Annotated in this window: 21 protein-coding genes; 20 read left to right on the top strand and 1 reads right to left on the bottom strand. The window is 46.9% G+C overall.

Features of this window, described 5'->3' with window-relative positions; genetic code table 11:
* Positions 1-68 precede the first annotated feature (68 nt).
* The 3 genes from rsmD to BLQ32_RS10050 are packed head-to-tail and all read left to right on the top strand — an operon-like array spanning position 69 to position 2,198.
* The gene (rsmD, locus tag BLQ32_RS10060; RefSeq protein ID WP_036806950.1) at positions 69-644 is read left to right on the top strand and encodes a 16S rRNA (guanine(966)-N(2))-methyltransferase RsmD; all 576 of its coding nucleotides are present in this window, start codon (positions 69-71) and stop codon (positions 642-644) included.
* Positions 637-1,116 carry a pantetheine-phosphate adenylyltransferase gene (gene coaD, locus BLQ32_RS10055; protein WP_074510220.1) on the top strand — a complete coding sequence of 160 codons (480 nt, stop codon included), beginning with the start codon at positions 637-639 and terminating at the stop codon, positions 1,114-1,116. Before rsmD ends, coaD begins: the two co-directional genes overlap by 8 nt.
* Before the next feature lie 56 nt (positions 1,117-1,172).
* Entirely contained in the window at positions 1,173-2,198 is a 1,026-nt protein-coding gene (locus BLQ32_RS10050) for a SepM family pheromone-processing serine protease (RefSeq protein WP_074510219.1), read from the top strand.
* Here the strand turns inward: BLQ32_RS10050 and BLQ32_RS10045 are convergent.
* A complete protein-coding gene (locus BLQ32_RS10045) occupies positions 2,186-3,385 on the bottom strand; it encodes a nucleotidyltransferase (RefSeq protein WP_074510218.1) in 1,200 nt (399 codons plus the stop codon). The genes BLQ32_RS10050 and BLQ32_RS10045 overlap by 13 nt on opposite strands.
* Positions 3,386-3,512: 127 nt before the next feature.
* Here BLQ32_RS10045 and BLQ32_RS10040 point away from each other — a divergent pair, with 127 nt between their 5' ends.
* The 17 genes from BLQ32_RS10040 (at position 3,513) to BLQ32_RS09960 (ending at position 19,625) form a co-directional block, all read left to right on the top strand.
* Positions 3,513-4,046 carry a YceD family protein gene (locus BLQ32_RS10040; RefSeq protein WP_036806936.1) on the top strand — a complete coding sequence of 178 codons (534 nt, stop codon included), beginning with the start codon at positions 3,513-3,515 and terminating at the stop codon, positions 4,044-4,046.
* A gap of 24 nt (positions 4,047-4,070) precedes the next feature.
* Positions 4,071-4,247 carry a 50S ribosomal protein L32 gene (gene rpmF, locus BLQ32_RS10035; RefSeq protein WP_036806933.1) on the top strand — a complete coding sequence of 59 codons (177 nt, stop codon included), beginning with the start codon at positions 4,071-4,073 and terminating at the stop codon, positions 4,245-4,247.
* Between the two features lie 83 nt (positions 4,248-4,330).
* The gene (locus tag BLQ32_RS10030; protein ID WP_074510217.1) at positions 4,331-5,083 is read left to right on the top strand and encodes an enoyl-CoA hydratase/isomerase family protein; all 753 of its coding nucleotides are present in this window, start codon (positions 4,331-4,333) and stop codon (positions 5,081-5,083) included.
* Positions 5,084-5,241: 158 nt separating this feature from the next.
* Positions 5,242-6,591, top strand: coding sequence for an acetyl-CoA carboxylase biotin carboxylase subunit (locus BLQ32_RS10025; RefSeq protein ID WP_036806928.1), 1,350 nt, complete (start codon positions 5,242-5,244; stop codon positions 6,589-6,591).
* Complete coding sequence (locus BLQ32_RS10020; protein ID WP_074510216.1) at positions 6,588-6,803, top strand: biotin/lipoyl-containing protein; 216 nt, start codon at positions 6,588-6,590, stop codon at positions 6,801-6,803. The genes BLQ32_RS10025 and BLQ32_RS10020 overlap by 4 nt, the downstream gene beginning before the upstream one ends.
* Before the next feature lie 28 nt (positions 6,804-6,831).
* Positions 6,832-8,382, top strand: coding sequence for an acyl-CoA carboxylase subunit beta (locus BLQ32_RS10015; protein ID WP_074510215.1), 1,551 nt, complete (start codon positions 6,832-6,834; stop codon positions 8,380-8,382).
* Positions 8,383-8,455: 73 nt separating this feature from the next.
* Positions 8,456-9,313 (top strand): 2-dehydropantoate 2-reductase, encoded by an 858-nt coding sequence (locus tag BLQ32_RS10010; RefSeq protein ID WP_074510214.1) that lies wholly within the window; start codon positions 8,456-8,458, stop codon positions 9,311-9,313.
* Between the two features lie 3 nt (positions 9,314-9,316).
* The gene (locus BLQ32_RS10005; RefSeq protein ID WP_053166397.1) at positions 9,317-9,700 is read left to right on the top strand and encodes a DUF3397 family protein; all 384 of its coding nucleotides are present in this window, start codon (positions 9,317-9,319) and stop codon (positions 9,698-9,700) included.
* 74 nt (positions 9,701-9,774) lie between these two features.
* Positions 9,775-11,394, top strand: coding sequence for a bacillithiol biosynthesis cysteine-adding enzyme BshC (bshC, locus tag BLQ32_RS10000; RefSeq protein WP_074510213.1), 1,620 nt, complete (start codon positions 9,775-9,777; stop codon positions 11,392-11,394).
* Positions 11,395-11,541: 147 nt separating this feature from the next.
* A complete protein-coding gene (gene mraZ / locus BLQ32_RS09995; protein WP_036806910.1) occupies positions 11,542-11,973 on the top strand; it encodes a division/cell wall cluster transcriptional repressor MraZ in 432 nt (143 codons plus the stop codon).
* A gap of 21 nt (positions 11,974-11,994) precedes the next feature.
* Entirely contained in the window at positions 11,995-12,933 is a 939-nt protein-coding gene (gene rsmH, locus BLQ32_RS09990; RefSeq protein ID WP_036806907.1) for a 16S rRNA (cytosine(1402)-N(4))-methyltransferase RsmH, read from the top strand.
* Positions 12,934-12,945: 12 nt separating this feature from the next.
* Positions 12,946-13,305: a cell division protein FtsL gene (gene ftsL, locus BLQ32_RS09985; RefSeq protein ID WP_074510212.1), complete on the top strand. Its 360-nt coding sequence runs from the start codon at positions 12,946-12,948 to the stop codon at positions 13,303-13,305.
* The gene (locus BLQ32_RS09980) at positions 13,302-15,749 is read left to right on the top strand and encodes a penicillin-binding protein (protein ID WP_083335301.1); all 2,448 of its coding nucleotides are present in this window, start codon (positions 13,302-13,304) and stop codon (positions 15,747-15,749) included. The genes ftsL and BLQ32_RS09980 overlap by 4 nt, the downstream gene beginning before the upstream one ends.
* A 21-nt stretch (positions 15,750-15,770) precedes the next feature.
* Positions 15,771-16,742: a phospho-N-acetylmuramoyl-pentapeptide-transferase gene (gene mraY / locus BLQ32_RS09975; RefSeq protein WP_139150531.1), complete on the top strand. Its 972-nt coding sequence runs from the start codon at positions 15,771-15,773 to the stop codon at positions 16,740-16,742.
* Position 16,743: 1 nt separating this feature from the next.
* Positions 16,744-18,108: a UDP-N-acetylmuramoyl-L-alanine--D-glutamate ligase gene (murD, locus tag BLQ32_RS09970; RefSeq protein ID WP_074510210.1), complete on the top strand. Its 1,365-nt coding sequence runs from the start codon at positions 16,744-16,746 to the stop codon at positions 18,106-18,108.
* A 19-nt stretch (positions 18,109-18,127) separates the two neighbouring features.
* Positions 18,128-18,922 carry a cell division protein FtsQ/DivIB gene (locus BLQ32_RS09965; RefSeq protein ID WP_074510209.1) on the top strand — a complete coding sequence of 265 codons (795 nt, stop codon included), beginning with the start codon at positions 18,128-18,130 and terminating at the stop codon, positions 18,920-18,922.
* On the top strand, positions 18,891-19,625 hold the full coding sequence (locus BLQ32_RS09960) for a DUF881 domain-containing protein (RefSeq protein ID WP_074510208.1): 735 nt from the start codon (positions 18,891-18,893) through the stop codon (positions 19,623-19,625). Before BLQ32_RS09965 ends, BLQ32_RS09960 begins: the two co-directional genes overlap by 32 nt.
* The last annotated feature ends 9 nt before the right edge of the window (positions 19,626-19,634 follow it).

Here is a 19,634-nt window from a genome sequence, read left to right as displayed (position 1 = left end):
TTCCATTTAACATTCTACCATTAGGCGGATTTTTTTCATAAGAAATTTAGCAAATAAGAGGCGATTAGATGCGTGTTGTAGCAGGGTCAGTAAAAGGCATTCCGCTGAAAGCGGTGCCAGGCACTTCAACAAGGCCGACGACTGACAAAGTAAAAGAATCCATTTTTAATATGATCGGGCCGTTTTTTGACGGCGGCAATGCGTTGGATTTGTTCGCAGGCAGCGGCGGCCTTGGCATTGAAGCGTTAAGCAGGGGCATCGATAAAGTGATTTTCACCGATAAAGACCGGAAAGCCATTGACACAATCCGGGCGAATCTCGAAAAAACCCGATTGACGGACCAGGCGGAAGTTTACAAAACGGATGCCGACCGTGCGCTTAAAGCAATTAAAAAAAACAACATCCAGGCTCGCCTGATGTTTTTAGATCCGCCTTATCATATGGAACAAGCATATGGCTTGATGGACAAGGCAGCCGAAATGGGCATATTGACCGAAGATTCCATCGTTGTATGCGAACATGCCAAAGAAGTGGAACTCCAGGACCGCACGGTTTTTTTCGAGCGTTTCAAAAAGGAACTTTATGGCGCCACTATTATTTCAATTTACCGTTTTCAAGGGGAAGAGGGAGAAAGATTTGAATAAGATTGCAGTTGTGCCGGGAAGTTTTGATCCGATTACATTGGGGCATTTAGACATCATTAAAAGAGCTTCGACAATTTTCGATGAAGTCAAAGTGGTGGTGATGAACAATTCCTCCAAACAGCCGCTGTTCGACGTGGATGAACGCCAGGAGCTTATTTCAAAAGTCACCCAGTCGTTTCCGAACGTGCAAGTGGATTCTTTCGGAGGGCTTTTGATTGATTATGCAAGCGAAGTAAAAGCGAATGCGATTGTCCGAGGCTTGCGTGCAGTTTCGGATTTTGAATATGAAATGCAGATTACATCGATGAACAGATTTTTGAATGAAAACATTGAAACCTTGTTTATGATTTCCAATAACCAATATTCATTCTTAAGTTCAAGCATTGTAAAAGAAGTCGCAAAATATGGCGGGAATATCAGTGAATTGGTTCCAGGCGCAGTAGAAGAAGCCTTAAAGCGGAAATTCCAATAAGTCACGTTTAACGTGGCTTTTTGTTATTGGCTGCCAATTTGGAAAGGAGCAGCATAATGAAAAACAATAAATTGATTGCATTGGTAATCGTTGCCGCCTTAGCAATTTTCATATCGACATACCAGATGAATTATTACATTACCCGGCCGGGAGGCGCCTACGAACTCAGTCCATTAGTGGAAGTGGTCGGAGGAGACGAAGACGATGAAGGCACGTTAAGTTTAATGACGGTTTCGATGCTGAACGCGACACCGGCGCTGTATCTTTTCGCAAAATTTCAGGACGGCTATAAAATTCTGAAGCCCGAAGAAGTCCGCAGTCCGCATGAGAGCGATGAAGAGTACAATGTGCGCCAGCTCAAGCTGATGTCGGATTCGCAAGTCAATGCGCTGCAGGTGGCATTTGAAAAAGCCGGGAAGCCTTATGAAGTAGAGAACAATGGCGTTTTCGTGATGAACGTCCTCGAAGGCGGAGCGGCAGACGAAGTGCTTGCTCCAGGAGATCAAGTGTTGTCGATTGATGGCAATGGATTCGAATCGCAGCAGGAGTTTATCGATTATATAGCGGAAAAAGCAGATGGGGAAGAAGTGGAGTTGGCGTTTGAACGCGAAAGCCGTAAACTGACAGAAACCATTGCGCTTGCGCCGCTCCCGACAGAGCCGGATCGAATTGGCCTCGGCATTTCATTTGTAGAAAATAAAGACATTACCACCACTCCGGAAGTGAAGATCGATGCGGAAAATATTGGCGGCCCTTCTGCCGGCTTGATGTTCACTCTGGAAATTTTAAACCAGCTACTTGAAGAAGACATTACCAAAGGCTATGACATTGCAGGCACTGGCACAATGCAAAGCTCAGGAGAAGTAGGCAGAATCGGCGGAATCGACCAAAAGGTGATTGCGGCCGACAATGAAGGCATGGATGTTTTCTTTGCGCCAGATGATGACACCGAAGGCGCTTCTGCTTCCAACTATGAGGTGGCCAAGGAAACGGCAGAAAAAATCGGCACAACTATGAAGATTGTGCCGGTGAAGACCGTCGATGATGCGATTGCATATTTGGATGAACTTCAGCCGAAATAACGCGGCGGCGTCGTGAATTCTTTTTTTACATCCACGACCCCCATTCCAAGCAAATACATGGCACTGGCATGAATATCGAGTTTCCCCATCGGGTCCGTTAAATCTGCGGCCCGGCTGATTAAGGGAAGCCCGATATTCTTTTTTTGTTGGTTTAAATACTGTTGTCCTTTAGCGGTCATGCCGAGCAAGCGCATATAAGCGGGTGTTTCGAAAGAACGGAGCTCTTCCCAGGTGAAGCCGGTATAGATATGCGTCATCATCCGCTGTACACGGGTGCGTGTAAAACGCTTCGATTTCACGCGGCTGATGAAACCTTCAACATCAGCTTCTTTTTTTGCCGCTTCATAAATCAGGTTTTCGATGCCTTCTGTCACTTCGGCAAACTCCTTTAACCGGGATGGCCGCTCCCGCAGGATGTTATAGCGCAGCAAGGGATAAAAACGTTCCCAGCTGCCGAAGCCATTATGCCCTCGATTAAACTCTTTTAGAATGTTGATGGAAGCCTCGGGCATATAGTTGGCGATTTCCTCCATCGACGCCCCCTCAAAAAAAGCCTGCCGGATGCCGGTTGCGCTGGCGATGGTCAGTTCTTTGTCAATCGGATCGTGGTAATGGGCGGCGATGCGCTGAATGGTCAGCGGGCGAATCGGGGAAGCCATTTTTTTTGCAGCTTCTATGTAATGGTAGCCCAGTATATTGTTCGGCTGCTTTAAATCGGCGTAGCCTGCAACGTTTTCGGTTAGGCTGTTGTAGGCTTCATTTAAGGCTTTGGGGTAGCTGATGCCTGTCTGGACGGCTTCATGGATCTTTTGTTCATAAACAGCGCGTTTGCTCTCTAAGAGCCCGTACGTCCGAAGGAAAGGCTCAATGGAACCTTGTTCACTGCCAAAGCAAAACGATTCGCAGCCGATGGCCGAGAGCAGGGCGATAGCGCCTCTGGCAAAATCCGAAGCTTGAGCAGTGGCATAAACATAGGGAAGTTCGATGACAATATCCACACCGCTGGCCAAAGCCATCTCGGTCCGTGCCCATTTGTCGGCAAATGCGGGCTCTCCCCGCTGCAGAAACTGGCCGCTCATCACAGCAACCAGCACATCGGCTCCAGACTCGATGCGCGACTGGAAAGCGTGATGGAGGTGGCCATTATGAAATGGATTGTACTCAACAACAATACCTGCAGCTTTCATTTCACACGCTCCTTTGGTAAACTTAAATAACAGTATACCGATGTTTGGATCTGTCTGACAAGATTTTATCTTGACATCTTTTTCTGTGCATTATATAATCAACTTTGTTGTCTTAGAGGTGATACTTATGAAAATGGCGATTCAACAGCTTCAAAAGCATCGCAAAGACGGAATGCCGATTGACGAGATTGTCCACTTGGATGCAGTGAAAAAACGCAATAGCGATATTCGCGAAATTTCACCTATGCATGTCACGGGGCATTGTACAATTGGTTCGCAACAAATAACGTGCCAGCTTCAACTCAAAGGGATGCTTATACTTCCCTGCGCTAGAACTTGGGAAGACGTTGAATTTCCTATCGACATCAAATCGGTTGAAATTTTCTCCTGGTCTGAAAAAGACCGAGATACGAAAGACGATAATGTTCACATGGTTGCTACTGAAACAATTGACCTTCAGCCGGTGCTAGAAGAACTTATCCTTTTGGAGATTCCGATGCAAGTGTTCAAGGAGGATTCCGAAGAAGCCGTGATTACTGGCGGCAACGACTGGTCCTATTCAACTGATGAGCAAGCGGAAGCGGAGAAAGAAGAAGCACAACCAAAACCGGATCCAAGACTTGCTGATTTAGCCAAGTATTTTGATCAGTCAGATGAATAGAATCATTGTAAGGAGGTGTCACCAATGGCTGTACCAGCTAGAAGAACGTCCAAAACCGTTAAAAGAAAACGCCGTACGCATTTCAAATTGTCAGTGCCGGGCATGGTAACTTGCCCAAGCTGTGGCGAAATGAAATTGGCTCACCGCGTCTGCAAAGAATGCGGTTCATACAAAGGGAAAGAAGTAGTAGCGAGCAAATAAAACAGTATTTGCTGCTAAAAGGCTATTGAGAGGCCATGGCTCTCGATAGCCTTTTTCTCTACCTAAAAATAAGGAGTGGTAAGATGTCGTATAAAATTGAAATGGCAGACGAAATCCTAACCTTTACAATTGACCGTCCGGATATCCGCAATGCCATCAATGAAGGCGTGATGGAAGGGTTCGAAGAATTAACAAAAAAAGTACATAAGTCAAACCCCCGTTTTGTCATCATCACCGCTTCCGGATCCCAAGCTTTTTGTTCCGGCGGCGATCTGTCGGTATTCCACGAATTGAAAACGAAAGAACAAGCGTATCCCATGCTGAAGCGGATGAGCGAAGTGCTTTATGCCATCAAAACCTTGCCGGTTCCTGTGATTGCTTTAGTGAACGGAGCGGCAGTGGGCGGCGGTTGTGAAATTGCGACTGCCTGCGATTACCGTTTGGTCAGAGAGCACGCAAAATGCGGCTTTATCCAAGGAACGCTTGCCATTACAAGCGGCTGGGGAGGCGGTAGCTACCTGTTTGAAACCCTTCAGCATGACCGGGCGCTGAAAATGCTCAGCGATGCCCGTGCGTATCCAGCGGATGAACTGCTTGAAAACGGCTGGGCCACCAAAATTGTCCGCGACGATGCCGATATAGAAGCGTTTATCCATTCCATGAAAAAGATCCGGTCGGAAGTGCACCGTGCCTATAAAGAAATTGCCATCCGCAAATGGCAGGTCAGTGGCTTGAAGGACCGGGTAGAATCCGAAGTGCGCCGCTGCGCCGAACTTTGGGAAGCCGATGTGCACCACGAAGCCGTCGATAATTTCCTGGCCAAGGCGAAAAAATAGAGACTTCCATTAACGGAAGTCTTTTTTTTATGGAAAAAACGAGAAGGAAACAGCGGATGAATTTTTCTATTCTGAAAAGTTTTGCGCCAATAGTTGAAATCGCTTACAAAAATCGTATATGCTAGAGGAGGGAGAAAAACACAGGGGGTATTTCTTATATGAATAAAATCCTGATTGCGAACCGGGGCGAAATTGCACGGCGGATTATTCGCACCTGCGACCGCCTCGGCATCGAAACGGTTGCCATCCACTCTGAGGCTGATGGGGATCTGCCTTATGCAAGTGAAGCAACCGAAGCTATTTTGATCGGACCAAATCCGGTCGCTCAATCGTATTTGCAAGTAGACAAAATTATTGAAGCGGCGCTGGCCACCGGAGCGGATGCCATTCATCCGGGTTACGGCTTGCTGTCGGAAAACGCGGAATTCGCTCGAAAAACCGAGCAGGCGGGGTTGATTTTTATTGGTCCTTCCGCCGACATCATGGAAAAAATGGGCGACAAGATTGAATCACGCCGCACGATGATTCAAGCAGGGGTGCCAGTCGTTCCGGGAACAGAAGAAGGCGTCCACGAACTTGAGGAAGCTTTGGCAAAAGCTGAGGCCATCGGCTATCCGGTAATGCTGAAAGCGAGTGCAGGAGGCGGCGGCATTGGTATGGTGCGCTGTGACAATGAGCAAGCGCTCAGTCAGCAATTTGTTTCTGTTAAAAATCGGGCGAAAGCTTACTTTGGGGACGACGTCGTCTTTTTAGAAAAATTCATCGCAAACGCCCGCCATATTGAAGTGCAGATATTCGGCGACAAGCACGGGAATATCGTCCATTTGTTCGAACGCAATTGTTCGGTCCAGCGTCGCAACCAGAAAGTGATCGAAGAATCGCCATCGCCTCACTTGCCGCAGGACGCTCGCCTTCGCCTTTGCGAAGCAGCGCTTCAAGCTGCCCGTGCGGTCGGCTATACCAATGCCGGGACAGTGGAATTCATCGTGGATGAAAAGAACGAATTTTACTTCCTGGAGATGAATACGCGCCTTCAAGTGGAGCATCCCGTCACGGAACAAGTGACCGGCTACGACTTGGTGGAATGGCAGATTGACGTGGCGAACGGGAAAGAGCTTCCTCCGCAGGACAGCATCCAATCCCACGGCCATGCCATTGAGTTCCGTATTTACGCAGAAGATCCGAAAACATTCTTCCCGTCGCCCGGGAAGCTGGAGTCCATTATGTGGGGGCAAGATGCCCGCATTGAATCCGGCTACGAACAGGGCAATGCAGTCACGCCTTTTTACGACCCGATGATCTCCAAAGTCATCATTACAGGCAGCGACCGGATAGATGCCATCCGTAAATCACAGAATTTTTTCAATCATGCTACAATAACAGGGGTAAAAACCAATATTCCGCTATTCAAAGAATTTGTTGAATCACAGGAATTTGTAAATGGCGATTACGCGACATCCGTATTGCCGAAATGGCTCGAAAAAACAAAGGAGGAACAGGGACTATGAAAGAACTAAAAGCATCGATGGCAGGAACAGTATTGAACGTATTGGTAGTAGAAGGGGAAGCAGTAAGCGCAGGCCAAGCTGTTCTGACAATTGAATCAATGAAAATGGAAATTCCGGTTGAAGCGGAAATTGGCGGCACAGTGGAAAAAATCCACGTGGAAGTCGGCGGATTCGTCAACGAAGAAGAAACATTGATGACACTGGGAGAATAATCCGTTTTTATGCAAAGGGGGCAGCGAAATGACAAAAACGAGTGAAACAACCGGCTATAACGAACGCTTGGAACAAAAACTCGCGACGATTTTTGCGGGAGGACATCCTAAATATCACGAAAAAATGAAGGAAAGCAATAAGCTGTTTGTCCGCGACCGGCTTAAGCTTTTGTTTGATGATGAGAATTATGCAGAAGACGGCCGATTCGCAAATGTTGAAGCAGGCGATTTGCCGGCTGATGGCGTGGTTACGGCCATCGGCAAAGTGAATGGCCAGACGGTGTGTGTAATGGCGAATGATTCCACGGTTAAAGCGGGATCATGGGGTTCGCGCACAGTTGAAAAGATCATTCGCATTCAGGAGACTGCAGAAAAAATGCAGGTTCCCATGCTTTATCTGGTGGATTCTGCGGGTGCCCGCATTACAGACCAGCTGGATATGTTTCCAAACCGTAGGGGTGCGGGGCGGATTTTCCATAACCAGGTAAGGATGTCTGGGATGGTTCCGCAAATTTGCCTATTGTTCGGGCCGTCTGCAGCAGGCGGAGCATACATACCGGCATTTTGCGATATTGTCATCATGGTTGAAGGCAACGCTTCGATGTACTTAGGGTCTCCTCGGATGGCCGAAAAAGTGATCGGGGAAAAAGTGACGCTGGAAGAAATGGGCGGAGCCCGCATGCACTGCACCGTCAGTGGAGTTGGCGATGTATTGGTTTCGACTGAAGAAGAAGCCATAGAAGAAGCGCGCCGCTATTTGGCATTCTTCCCGGCCAATTTTGCCATCAAGCCTGAAAAACTTGAAGCAAAAGCAGCGAAAGCCGGACGAACGCTAGAAGCCATCATTCCGGAAAACCAAAACGCACCGTTTGATATGTATGAACTCATCGACCAATTGGTCGATGAAGGCAGCTTCTTTGATATCAAAAAATTATTTGCCGGTGAATTGATTACCGGGCTTGCCCGCATTGACGGCCAGGCAGTTGGGATCCTGGCGAACCAGCCGAAAGTAAAAGGCGGCGTGCTGTTCGGAGATTCAGCTGACAAAGGCGCGAAGTTCATCAACCTATGCGACGCTTTCTCGATTCCGTTATTGTTCCTGGCAGATGTGCCGGGCTTTATGATCGGAACGAAAGTCGAACGCGCGGGCATTATCCGCCACGGCGCGAAGTTTATCGCGGCTATGAGTTCAGCGACGGTGCCTAAAATTTCGGTGATTGTCCGCAAAGCATACGGTGCAGGTTTATATGCGATGGCAGGCCCTGCTTTCGAGCCGGACGTATGCATCGCACTTCCAACTGCCCAAATTGCGGTTATGGGTCCAGAAGCAGCGGTCAACGCCGTGTATTCGAATAAAATTGAAGCCATTGAAGATCCGAAAGAGCGCTTGAAATATGTTCAGGAAAAACATCAGGAGTACAAAGAAGAAATCGATATTTACAAATTGGCGTCTGAGCTGATTATCGATGAAATCGTAGCTCCTTATCAGCTGCGGGATGTATTGTCGCAGCGCCTGTCCATTTATGAAACAAAAGATTTGCCATTGCCGTATCGAAAACACGGCGTTTATCCTGTATAATGAGAGTTAATAAGAAAGAAGTCTGCCTTATTATGGCAGGCTTCTTTTTTGAGATTGCATGAGGAGGGAAGCCATGAAAGTGGTCATCGTCGGTGCAGGAGCGGTCGGCCTGCTGCTTGCCTGCCTGTTGGATGAAGCAGGAGCAGCAGTACAGGTATTGGCGCACCAAAAACAGCAAGCCCGCATCATCAACGAACAAGGAATCATAAAAGACGGGCACCGCCACAATGTGCCAGCCATTGCAGATTGGGCGGAAATCCCTGCGGACGCCTTTGTCCTGCTGGCGGTGAAATACGATGCGCTGGATGGGCTTGTGCCAGCCCTTAAACGGTATGCCCCGTACAATCCGGTAGTTTTTCTTCAAAACGGCATGCTCCATCTCCGCTTGGCTGAACAATTGCCCCACGAGGATATTGCGGCAGCCAGTGTAGAACATGGCGCACTAAAAATCAGCGGCAACGAAGTCCGGCATACTGGAAACGGAACGGTTAAATGGGCCCTGTTAAAAGGGCGGCAGCAAAAGTTCCTTCCGTTTACCAAACTTGAGGGCTTCCAGTCGGAATGGCATAAGGATGCAGACCGGCTGCTGTTCCGCAAAGTGCTGCTGAACGGCATCATCAACCCGCTCACGGCAATAACGGCTTTAAAAAACGGGGAGCTGGTGACGAATCCCTATGCATTTGAACTGATGCAGAGGGTCTACGTGGAACTGGAACGGGCTTTCCCGGAAATCAAGACGCTGCTGCCTTTTGAAGAAGTAACCGCCTTATGCAAGGCGACTGCCGAAAATACTTCCTCGATGCTGATGGACAGGCAGGCTGGCCGTAAAATGGAGCTGGACACCATTGTGCTGTATTTGTTGGAGCGCTCTCCAATCGAACTCCCTTTATTAAAAGCGTTTTATCAACTATTAAAATCAATTGAGGTTTAATCTATGGACATTTTATATTCTCTCGGAGCCGCATTTATCTTCGCTCCTTTCATTTTATTTATCTTAACGCTATTGATTGCCCGGAAGAAAATGGGACGGCGATCAATCGGCCTTGCCGCCGATGCCACGACGTTTTTATTGTTCATTTCCATCCCGGTAGGCGCTGCGGTCATTTGGCCATATGATATTGCCGCCATCACGTACATTGTCGCTGTCGTCATCGCGATGTTCCTGCTGACAATTGAGTGGATAAAGTCGAAAGAAATCAAAGTGGTCCCGTTTATCCGGAAAACGTGGCGTACGTATTTCCTGGTTTTGAGCATTGCTTACTTTCTTCTATGGGTGACTGGACTGGCCCTTACCATCAGCCGTTTTCTATCTTCGTAAGCGTATATTTTTCCAACAGCGATTGCGTTTGATATAGTAATACTGAATGTAAACGGAAAAGGGGACAATTTTTCATGAGGTTAGAAGAACAATATATAAAACCAGCCAGCCAGCTAATGGAAGACTACATAAACGGGAAAACGAATATTCTACAGTATTTTTCGTATGGGCCAAGCGCTGAAAATTTCAGCAAGCGTTTTGAAGTGCTGCAGCAGCATGAAGTGGACCGTGCAAAAGTCGGCTCGATCCTGCGCAAATTTATGGAACCGAACGGCATTTCACAAAAGGCGGAAGCCCATCTTGCGGATTTTGAGAACGGTGCACCGGTTGTTGTAACCGGCCAGCAGGCAGGCCTTTTGACGGGACCGTTATATACCGTGCACAAAGCCATTTCGGTGATTGTCCTGGCGAAACAGGCGAGCGAACAATTGGCAACAAAAGTTGTCCCCGTCTTCTGGATTGCTGGCGAAGACCACGATTTGGCGGAAATCAGCCATTTATACAGAGGCGTAGACGGCAGGTTGGACAAACTGAATTTTCCACATGTCGAGTATGGAAAGAATTCCGCATCTACTGCAAAGTTGAACAAGGCGAAAGTCCATTCGTATCTGGAAGAGTATTTCAGGAGCTTGCCTGAAACCGAGTTCTCCAAAGAGATGCATGAAACGGCTTTTGCCTTTTTGGACAGCGCCGACTCCTTTACGGATTTCTTTGCTGCGCTGCTAAATTATTTTTTCAACGAAGAAGGGCTTTTGTATATTGATGCAGCAAGTCCCGACCTCCGGAAATACGAAGCAAGTTACTTTGTCCGGATGATTGAAAAGTCGGAAGAAATTGCCGAAGCGGTCATAGCGGCGGAACAAAACCTGGTCGAAGAAGGATATTCCGCAGTCATTGAAGCGGAACCCCAAGCGGCTAATTTGTTTATTACGGTGGAAGGCGAACGCATTTTGCTTCAGCGTAACGGTGAAGAGTTTGTAGGCAATGAAGGAGCAGTGTCATTCACGATGAATGAATTGCTGGATATTGCTAAAAACTCACCGGAACGGCTGAGCAATAACGTCGTGACGCGTCCTTTAATGCAGGAATTGGTTTTCCCGGTTCTGGCGTTTGTCGGAGGCCCGGGGGAAATTGCCTACTGGGCTGCCTTGAAAGGCGTCTTTAACGTGATGGATATGGAAATGCCGATTGTCATGCCCCGTCTTGGAATGACCTTGGTGAACCGGCAAGTTCAAAGCTTGCTCCAAAAATACCAATTGACTTTCAGCGAAGTTTTCACAGAATTGAAAGTGGCGGAACTCCGCCAAGCCTTGATGGAGTCGATTCGGGAAAAAGAAGCGGAACACCTGATCGAGGAAACGCAGCGCCAGCTGGAAGCCAAATACGAAGACATCCAGAAGAGTTTTTCAGCAATCAGCGGAGGGCTTACGCCGCTTGTGGAGAAAAATCTGCAATTCCATTTGAAGCAGCTTCAATTCTTGAAAAACAAATTGGAAGATGAAGTGGTATTGCAGAATAGCACTCAGTTTAACCATTTCGGATTGATTGAGATGGAACTGCGCCCGGATGACAATTTCCAGGAACGTGTTTTCAGTCCCTTCCCATACTTGAATGTTTATGGTTTAGAGCTCGTTCAAGACCTGTTGAAGCTCGATTTCCAATATGACAAAACCCACAAAATAATCTATCTGTAACAGCAAAAGTCTGCCTTGGCAGACTTTTTTTTGTCTCATTAAGTGCATATGAGATTTATTTCTGTAACAAACATGAAATATTTCAAAAACAAGTGGTGAGAAGTGGGGGATTGTGGTACATTAAAGACATTAAGTGGGGTGACAGGCATGTTCATGGGAGAATATCAACATAGCGTTGATGCAAAGGGACGTTTAATCGTGCCTGCAAAGTTTCGTGAGCAACTTGGCGAGAACTTTGTCATAACCCGTGGCCTGGATCAATGCTTATTTGGTTACACAATGGATGAATGGCAAAAGATCGAAGAAAAGCTGAAAGAGCTGCCGGTCACTAAAAAAGACGCACGTGCATTTACACGGTTCTTTTTCTCAGGTGCCACGGAAGTGGAACTTGATAAACAAGGGCGCGTCAATATACCATCAACATTGCTAACGTATGCAAAACTTGACAAAGAATGCGTGATTCTTGGTGTATCGAATCGATTTGAAATCTGGTCGAAAGATGCATGGGAAGAATATTTTACAGCGTCTGAAGACTCATTTAATGACATTGCAGAGAATTTAGCAGACTTTGATTTTTAACAACTGAACGGGGGGAATGGATTGTTCAACCACACCACGGTTTTACTGCAGGAGACTGTCGATGGACTGAACATTCGTCCTGATGGCGTCTATGTAGACTGCACGCTTGGCGGAGCCGGACACAGCGAGTACCTGGTAAAGCAGTTATCCGATGAAGGACATTTGTATTGTTTTGACCAGGACGCGACAGCTATCGCACATGCACAAGTAAAACTGAAAGATTACTTACACAGAATTACGTTTATTCATTCGAATTTTAAGTTCATTAAAGAACAATTGGAAATGCGCGGGATTGAAAAAGTGGACGGCATATTATATGACCTGGGCGTTTCTTCTCCGCAGCTGGATACACCGGAAAGAGGATTCAGTTACCACAATGACGCACCGTTAGACATGCGGATGGACCAATCAGCGGAGCTGACTGCTTATCACGTAGTGAATGACTGGCCGTTTGAAGATTTGGTGCGAATTTTTTACCGCTACGGCGAAGAGAAATTTTCGAAGCAAATTGCCCGGAAGATTGAAGCGGCAAGGGAAACCGCGCCGATCGAAACAACCGGCCAATTAGTGGAACTGATCAAAGACGGTATACCGGCATTTGCCAGACGAAAAGGCGGCCATCCGGCAAAACGCATTTTCCAGGCAATCCGCATCGCGGTAAACGATGAGCTTGGTGCAGCGGAAACTTCGCTCCAGGATGCACTCGATTTACTGGCTGTCGGCGGAAGAGTCAGTGTCATTACCTTCCATTCACTGGAGGACCGGTTATGCAAGACGCTTTTCAAGGAAGCTTCGTCAATGCCGGAACTGCCTCCGAACCTGCCGATGATTCCAGCAGGCATGGAACCGAAATTTAAATTGATCACCAGAAAACCGATTCTTCCGTCCGAGGAAGAGTTAGAACAGAACAATCGTTCACGGTCGGCAAAATTGCGGATTGTGGAAAAAATCAAAGAGTAAGGACGTGTTCAAATGGCGCTATATGCAAGAAAAGAAGCATACATACAACAGCCGGCCGTTCCTCAAAATCCGGCCCGGCAACCGGTAAGAAAAAAAGGGATTTTTACAAAAGGCGAGAAAGTGCTTTATTTGTCTTTCTTTGCAGCATTTGCTCTATGTGCACTTTTGGTTCTTCAAAACCAATCTGTGATCCAGGCATCTACACAAGAAATTCAAAAAATTGAACATTCAATCGATGAAAAAGTGAAACAAAATACAGATTTGTCTGTACAAGTAAACGAACTGTCTACATATGAGCGCATTTGGACAAAAGCGAAAGAGCTTGGTCTAAAATCAAATGAGCATAATGTAAAGGTAGTGCCAGGACAATGAAAAAAAAGTTTCGATTTCAATGGGGAGCCTTTCTGCTATTTTTAGTCTTTGCAGGGCTCTTTTTCATTTTGACCGTCAGAATTGTCTCAATACAGGCAACTGGCACAGTCGAAGGACAGGAATTGGCAGCTAAAGCCGCGGCGAAATACCAGCAGGAAGAAGTGCTGGCTGCTGAGCGTGGAAAAATTTTAGACCGTGACGGACAAGTGATTGCGGAAGATACACTGACGTATAAGGTGGTGGCGGTTTTAGACGAATCGGCCACCCAGAAAGCCAGCAATCCCCGCCACGTAGTGGATGTAGAAGAAACAGCCGAGTTTTTGGCGAAGCATTTGGGAATGGCCGAAGACAAAGTTTTAGACATATTGGAACAAGGCGTGGAGAAAGACCGCTACCAGGTGGAATTCGGAGTAGCCGGGCGTGAAATCAGCCATACCAAAATGCTTGAAATGAAAGAAGAAGAAGTGCCAGGCATTCTGTTTGTCAAAGATTTAAAGCGTCTCTACCCGAATGGGACATTCGCTTCCCATTTGATCGGTTTTGCGATGAAAGAAGAAACTAAAGACGGCCTCATGGTCACAAAAGGAAGGATGGGGCTTGAATCTATCCATAACAAAGCGTTGACTGGGAAAAACGGCAAAATCGAATTCTCCACCGATAAATGGGGATTTTTGCTGCCGAACAACGAATCTGCCGTTACTCCGGCAGTGGATGGTTCTGATGTCCAATTGACGCTTGATAAAACCCTTCAGAATTTCTTGGAAGACGCGATGACGAAAGTTCAGAAAGAATATGAACCGGCCCGTATGATTGCTGTCGTGGCAGATCCGGATACAGGGGAAATTTTGGCAATGTCACAGCGTCCGACATTTAATCCGAATACACGTGAGGGCCTTTCCGACAATTGGCTCAATGAAAGTATAGAATTAACCATCGAACCGGGTTCGCCGATGAAAATGTTCACCTTGGCGTCTGCTATTGAAGAAGGCAAATGGGATCCGAACGCTTATTACAATTCGGGAACCTATTCGTTGATGGGCACGACCATTGGAGATTACAACAGCGGTAGAGGCTGGGGAAGCATTACGTTCCTGGAAGGTTTTCAGCGCTCTTCCAACGTATCGATGGCTTATCTGCTGGAACGCATTGGGCCTGAAACTTTCATGAAGTATATTGATGCATTCGGTTTTGGCAAGAAAACAGGCATCGATTTGCCGAATGAAGCACCGGGAAAAGTGCTGGATACCGGTCCGATCGAACGTCTGACGACAACATATGGTCAAGGTTCAACCGTGACGCCAATCCAAATGATCCAGGCAGCTTCAGCAATTGCCAATGAAGGCGTCATGATGAAGCCGTACGTCATTGACCAAATCAAAAATCCGGACACTGGAAAAGTGACCGTAAAAAGCAAGCCGGAAAAAGCAGGACAGCCGATTTCTGCAGAAACTGCCGAAAAGGTAAAAGAAATCCTCGCTTCGACTGTCACTTCCGAAAATGGATCGGGCCGGCCGTTTGCATTGAAGGACTACGCAGTAGCCGGCAAGACCGGGACTGCACAAGTGCCGGGACCGGATGGCCGCTACATCAACCAGGGGAAAAATGGATTTTTGTATTCTTTCCTGGGAATGGCGCCGGCGGATGACCCGGAACTGCTTGTCTATATTGGTGTCCAACAGCCGCAATTGCCTGCAGGGGAGTATGGAAGTGCACCTGTAGCGAAGATTTTTAATTCGGTCATGGAAAACGGCTTAAAACACATGAATGTGAAGCCGGACAATGCGAAATCAGTAAAAACTACCGAGTTGGAGGATTACACAGGGAAATCGTCTGCGGAAGTTACAGAACAATTGGCCGGAAGAGGGCTGAATGTGGTAGTCACCGGCGGAAGCACGAAAGTGGAAGGCCAGTATCCGGCAACGGGAGAAGCGGTCGTTGAAGGCGGCACCGTGATTTTAAAAACCGCAGGACCGTCCATTTTGCCGGACTTTACGGGCTGGTCAAAACGTGATTTACTGGCGTATCAGTCGCTCAGCGGGTTATCGGTGGAACTTGCCGGCCAGGGCTATGCCGTGAGCCAGAGCCTTTCTCCGGGTTCAAAAGTCACCTTAAAAGATCCGGTCGTCATACGTCTTCAGACGCCTGAAAACGCCTCGCAAATCCAGTCGACGGATAGTTTTGAAGGCGCACCTGAAGAACCGGCCGAAGACGAGGCTGAAGGCGCAGCAGGACAAGATGCAGCAGAACCAGGGACGGAAGAAACCCCTGAAGAAGCAGTGCCGGAAGAAAACGGTGCAGCTTCTGAAGAATCTGCAGAGGAAACGCCTGTAGACGCCGTAGAAGCAACACCGGAAGAACCAACAGAAACTGTTGAAGAACCAGCTGAAGAAGGTTCAGCTGGAGAAACAATCGAAGAAGAAATAGTTGAAGATCCAACTGAATAATTTATTGCTTAAAGGAGTTCTATGATGGACGTTAATTTATTAATTGGTTTTGGAGCCGCTTTTTTACTGACAGTTATACTGATGCCGCTTTTTATTCCCTTATTGAGAAGAATGAAATTTGGCCAGAGTATCCGGGAAGAAGGGCCTGAATCCCATATGAAAAAAACAGGGACCCCGACAATGGGGGGCCTTGTGTATTTAATCGCTATTATTGTGACCGTTTTGCTGGTCGCACTGTTTACTGAAGGGCTGACAGCGGATATTCTGATTCTTTTGCTGGTGCTTTTCGGTTTCGGCTTAATCGGCTTTTTGGATGATTTTATTAAAGTGGTGCTAAAAAGAAACTTGGGATTAACTTCCCTGCAGAAATTGATCGCCCAAATCGTTATTGCCGTTATTTCGTTCCTGCTTCTGAACGGCACAGAATTCGACACATCGGTGTCGATTCCGTTCACGGGTGCCGCAATTGAACTGTCGTTTGTGTATGTGCTGTTTATCATCTTCTGGCTCGTCGGTTTTTCCAATGCGGTCAATCTGACAGACGGACTCGACGGATTGGTTGCAGGCACAGCTTCAATCGCTTTTGCTGCGTTCGGGGTTTTGGCTATCCATCAGGATGAAAATGCCATTGCATTGTTTACGTTTTCTGTAGCAGGCGCTTTGCTTGGGTTCCTGGTATTCAATAAATACCCGGCGAAAGTCTTTATGGGAGATACGGGTTCATTGGCGCTCGGCGGAGCACTCGCAATGGTTTCAATTTTATTGAAACAGGAGCTTTTGCTTTTACTGATCGGCCTGGTATTTGTTATTGAAACGCTATCCGTCATCTTACAGGTCGGCAGTTTCAAATTAAGAAAAAAACGTATTTTCAAAATGAGTCCGATTCATCATCATTTTGAGCTGAGCGGATGGTCAGAATGGAAAGTCGTCACAGTCTTTTGGCTGGTCGGCCTGATTGCCGCATTAATTGCAGTAGCTTTGGAGGTCTTATAAAATGAAGCAAGTTGAACAACTTTATCAAAAAAAGGTGCTTGTTTTGGGGCTTGCGAAAAGCGGATTTACAGCCGCTCGCATTCTCCATGGGTTAGGTGCTTTTGTTACGGTTAATGATGCTAAGCCTTTTGAAGAAAACTCAGAAGCCCAGGAACTATTGAACATGGGAGTGACCGTAATTTGCGGAAGACATCCGGAAGATCTATTGGATGAAGGCTTTGAATTAGTGGTGAAGAACCCGGGTATTCCATACAACAACGTGATTATCGAGTCGGCAATTGAAAAAGGGATTCCGATATGGACGGAAATTGAATTGGCTTATTTGATCAGTGAAGCTCCTTTTATCGGCATAACGGGTTCCAACGGCAAAACGACAACCACTACTTTGCTGTTCCATATGCTCAACCAGGATCGCAAGAAACCGTTGATTGCAGGGAATATCGGAACTGTTGCAAGCGGTGTTGCTGAAAACGCGACGGAAGAAAACGTCATTGTCACCGAACTTTCTTCTTTCCAGTTGAAAGGGACAGACACATTCCGGCCGCGCATCGCGATTGTCACCAATTTTTATGAAGCGCATTTGGACTATCATGGTTCGTTTGAAGACTATACCGCTTCGAAGATGAAAATTGCCCAGAACCAGACATCGGAAGATTATTTTATCTACAATGCGGACCAGCCGCTGCTGTCAGCGTTTGCAGCGAAATGCAAAGCGCAGCTGATTCCGTTTACGTTAAAAGGCAAGACCCAGCACAGCATCAGTGCAGATGATGAATTTGTTTACTGGCAAGGGGAAAAAGTGATTGAACGCTCGAAAATCATGTTGGGCGGCCAGCATAACTTGGAGAATATCCTGGCAGCGACAGCTGCGGCGCTTCTATGGGGCGGAACGAAAGAAACCATCACCCGAGTGTTAACGTCCTTCACAGGTGTAAAACACCGTTCCCAATTTATCACTTCCTGGAACGGCAGAAAGTTCTATAACGATTCCAAAGCGACCAATGCTTTGGCGACAAAAAGTGCGCTTGAAGCATTTCCGGAACAAATCATCCTGCTGGCTGGCGGGCTTGAGCGCAATCATTCGCTTGAAGAGCTGCGCCCTTACATGAAACGGGTAAAAGCGCTCATCACATTTGGCGAAACCGCTGACCGTTTTGCAGAGTTTGCTGGAGATTGCGGAGTTCCGGCGATTACAAAAGCAGGGGACATGCTGGATGCTGTTGAAAAAGCAGTCAGCCACTCAGAAGATGGGGATACCATACTGCTGTCTCCGGCATGTGCAAGCTGGGATCAATATGAAAGTTTTGAAATCCGCGGAGATGCATTTATCGATGCAGTCCTGCAAGTAACAGAAGCGAACGAATAAAGGGAAAGGAGCAGCAAGTATGGACAAAGTGATTGATATCGAAGAACGCATCCCGACGCTTCGTGAGCGGCGGAAAAAAAGAACCAATCGCAAGTTCGTGGCGTTGCTGTTCGTTTTTCTTGTATTGCTGGCCATTCTGATCTACAGCCAAACAAAATACAGTAAAATCCAGGACATCACTTTCACAGGTACAGAGCTGTACGCAGAAGCTGAGTATGAACAGCTCAGCGGCTTGTCAATCGGCGACTCGATGTGGTCCTTCACAGAATCGGATATTGAAAAGACGCTGGACGAGCTGGAATGGGTAGAAAAATCCTCGGTCAATAAAAAATGGCTGACTGGTGTAGAGATCGAAATTAAAGAGTTTGAAAGCATCGGTTATCTGGATAAAAGCAATAGCTACCAGATGGTTTTATCGAATAATTTTGCTTTGGAAAAACCGGTAACTTCAGTTGATGGCCCCATCTTAACCAATTTTGAAGATGCTAAAACGAGATCGAAACTGGTCACTCAGCTGACAAAGATCGATTCGGAAGTATTTAACTTGATCTCCCAGATTATTTTGTCTCCAAGTGAAGAAGACGCAGCTTATGTTACGCTCTATATGAACGATGGAAATGAAGTAAGAGGGATATTAAGTTCGCTGGCTGAAAAGCTGAATTATTATCCTTCTGTTGTAGCTCAGCTTGAAGACGGCCAAAAAGGTGTGATAGACATGGAGGTCGGAATTTTCTTCCGTTCGTACGATGACGTCTACGGTCCTCGGAAGGAAGGTGCTGAGAATGAAGAATCCGAAGCAGCCGAAGAAGAATAACCGGACAAGCTTCAGTAAATCGATCATCTTTTCTCTCGTTTTTCTCGTATTGGGCTTTATCATGGCTTATTCCTACAGCCTTTCCCAAGAGGAAGAGGCAGCCAGAAACTTTGACGGAAAATCTTTCTCTGAGGAAGAAAAGCGGTTTCGGGGAGAATTGATTGAACAGCAGGAACGCAACAAATCATTGCGTGAGGAATTACAAGAAAAACAAGCAACTGTCCAGGAATATGAAGATTCATTTTCAGACGGCGAAAACCGTTTTGCCGACTATACGGAAGAAGCGGAAGCGCTGCGCCGGTATATCGGCATTCTGCCGGTTAAAGGCGACGGATTAAAAGTAACGCTGCAGGACGGCGATTACGAGCCGGATTCAGTGAATCCGAATGATTATATTGTACATGAGAGCCATGTGTTCCAAGTGATCAATGAACTGTATATTTCAGGTGCACAAGCCATTTCAATCAACGGACAGCGAATCCACGCGAATTCGTATATTGTCTGCACCGGACCGGTCATTACCGTAGACGGCGTCCAGTACCCGGCGCCTTTCACAATTGAAGCAATCGGAGAACCAGACGTGCTGGAATCTTCCATGAAGCTATCAGGCGGCGTTATGGATCAGCTTGTAAATGATAATATCATCGTCACATTGGACGCAGGACAAAAAATTTCCATGCCAGCGTTGCTGACAGAATCATAGGAGGGGAGA

Origin of the sequence: Planococcus glaciei (assembly GCF_900099655.1) — a bacterium.
GTDB lineage: Bacteria > Bacillota > Bacilli > Bacillales_A > Planococcaceae > Planococcus > Planococcus glaciei.
Note: the sequence above shows the minus strand (reverse complement) of the source record. Positions and strands in the feature narration are given on the sequence as shown.

What these genes read in the sequence shown, in the direction of transcription:
- BLQ32_RS10010 (WP_074510214.1), top strand. Translation starts at nt 8,456, where the DNA reads ATGAAAGTGGTCATCGTCGGTGCAGGAGCGGTCGGCCTGCTGCTTGCC.
- BLQ32_RS10045 (WP_074510218.1), bottom strand. Translation starts at nt 3,385, where the DNA reads ATGAAAGCTGCAGGTATTGTTGTTGAGTACAATCCATTTCATAATGGC.
- bshC (WP_074510213.1), top strand. Translation starts at nt 9,775, where the DNA reads ATGAGGTTAGAAGAACAATATATAAAACCAGCCAGCCAGCTAATGGAA.
- BLQ32_RS09980 (WP_083335301.1), top strand. Translation starts at nt 13,302, where the DNA reads ATGAAAAAAAAGTTTCGATTTCAATGGGGAGCCTTTCTGCTATTTTTA.
- BLQ32_RS10015 (WP_074510215.1), top strand. Translation starts at nt 6,832, where the DNA reads ATGACAAAAACGAGTGAAACAACCGGCTATAACGAACGCTTGGAACAA.
- mraY (WP_139150531.1), top strand. Translation starts at nt 15,771, where the DNA reads ATGATGGACGTTAATTTATTAATTGGTTTTGGAGCCGCTTTTTTACTG.
- rpmF (WP_036806933.1), top strand. Translation starts at nt 4,071, where the DNA reads ATGGCTGTACCAGCTAGAAGAACGTCCAAAACCGTTAAAAGAAAACGC.
- BLQ32_RS10030 (WP_074510217.1), top strand. Translation starts at nt 4,331, where the DNA reads ATGTCGTATAAAATTGAAATGGCAGACGAAATCCTAACCTTTACAATT.
- rsmD (WP_036806950.1), top strand. Translation starts at nt 69, where the DNA reads ATGCGTGTTGTAGCAGGGTCAGTAAAAGGCATTCCGCTGAAAGCGGTG.
- BLQ32_RS09960 (WP_074510208.1), top strand. Translation starts at nt 18,891, where the DNA reads ATGAAGAATCCGAAGCAGCCGAAGAAGAATAACCGGACAAGCTTCAGT.
- murD (WP_074510210.1), top strand. Translation starts at nt 16,744, where the DNA reads ATGAAGCAAGTTGAACAACTTTATCAAAAAAAGGTGCTTGTTTTGGGG.
- ftsL (WP_074510212.1), top strand. Translation starts at nt 12,946, where the DNA reads ATGGCGCTATATGCAAGAAAAGAAGCATACATACAACAGCCGGCCGTT.
- BLQ32_RS10050 (WP_074510219.1), top strand. Translation starts at nt 1,173, where the DNA reads ATGAAAAACAATAAATTGATTGCATTGGTAATCGTTGCCGCCTTAGCA.
- mraZ (WP_036806910.1), top strand. Translation starts at nt 11,542, where the DNA reads ATGTTCATGGGAGAATATCAACATAGCGTTGATGCAAAGGGACGTTTA.
- BLQ32_RS10025 (WP_036806928.1), top strand. Translation starts at nt 5,242, where the DNA reads ATGAATAAAATCCTGATTGCGAACCGGGGCGAAATTGCACGGCGGATT.
- BLQ32_RS10040 (WP_036806936.1), top strand. Translation starts at nt 3,513, where the DNA reads ATGAAAATGGCGATTCAACAGCTTCAAAAGCATCGCAAAGACGGAATG.
- BLQ32_RS10005 (WP_053166397.1), top strand. Translation starts at nt 9,317, where the DNA reads ATGGACATTTTATATTCTCTCGGAGCCGCATTTATCTTCGCTCCTTTC.
- BLQ32_RS10020 (WP_074510216.1), top strand. Translation starts at nt 6,588, where the DNA reads ATGAAAGAACTAAAAGCATCGATGGCAGGAACAGTATTGAACGTATTG.
- BLQ32_RS09965 (WP_074510209.1), top strand. Translation starts at nt 18,128, where the DNA reads ATGGACAAAGTGATTGATATCGAAGAACGCATCCCGACGCTTCGTGAG.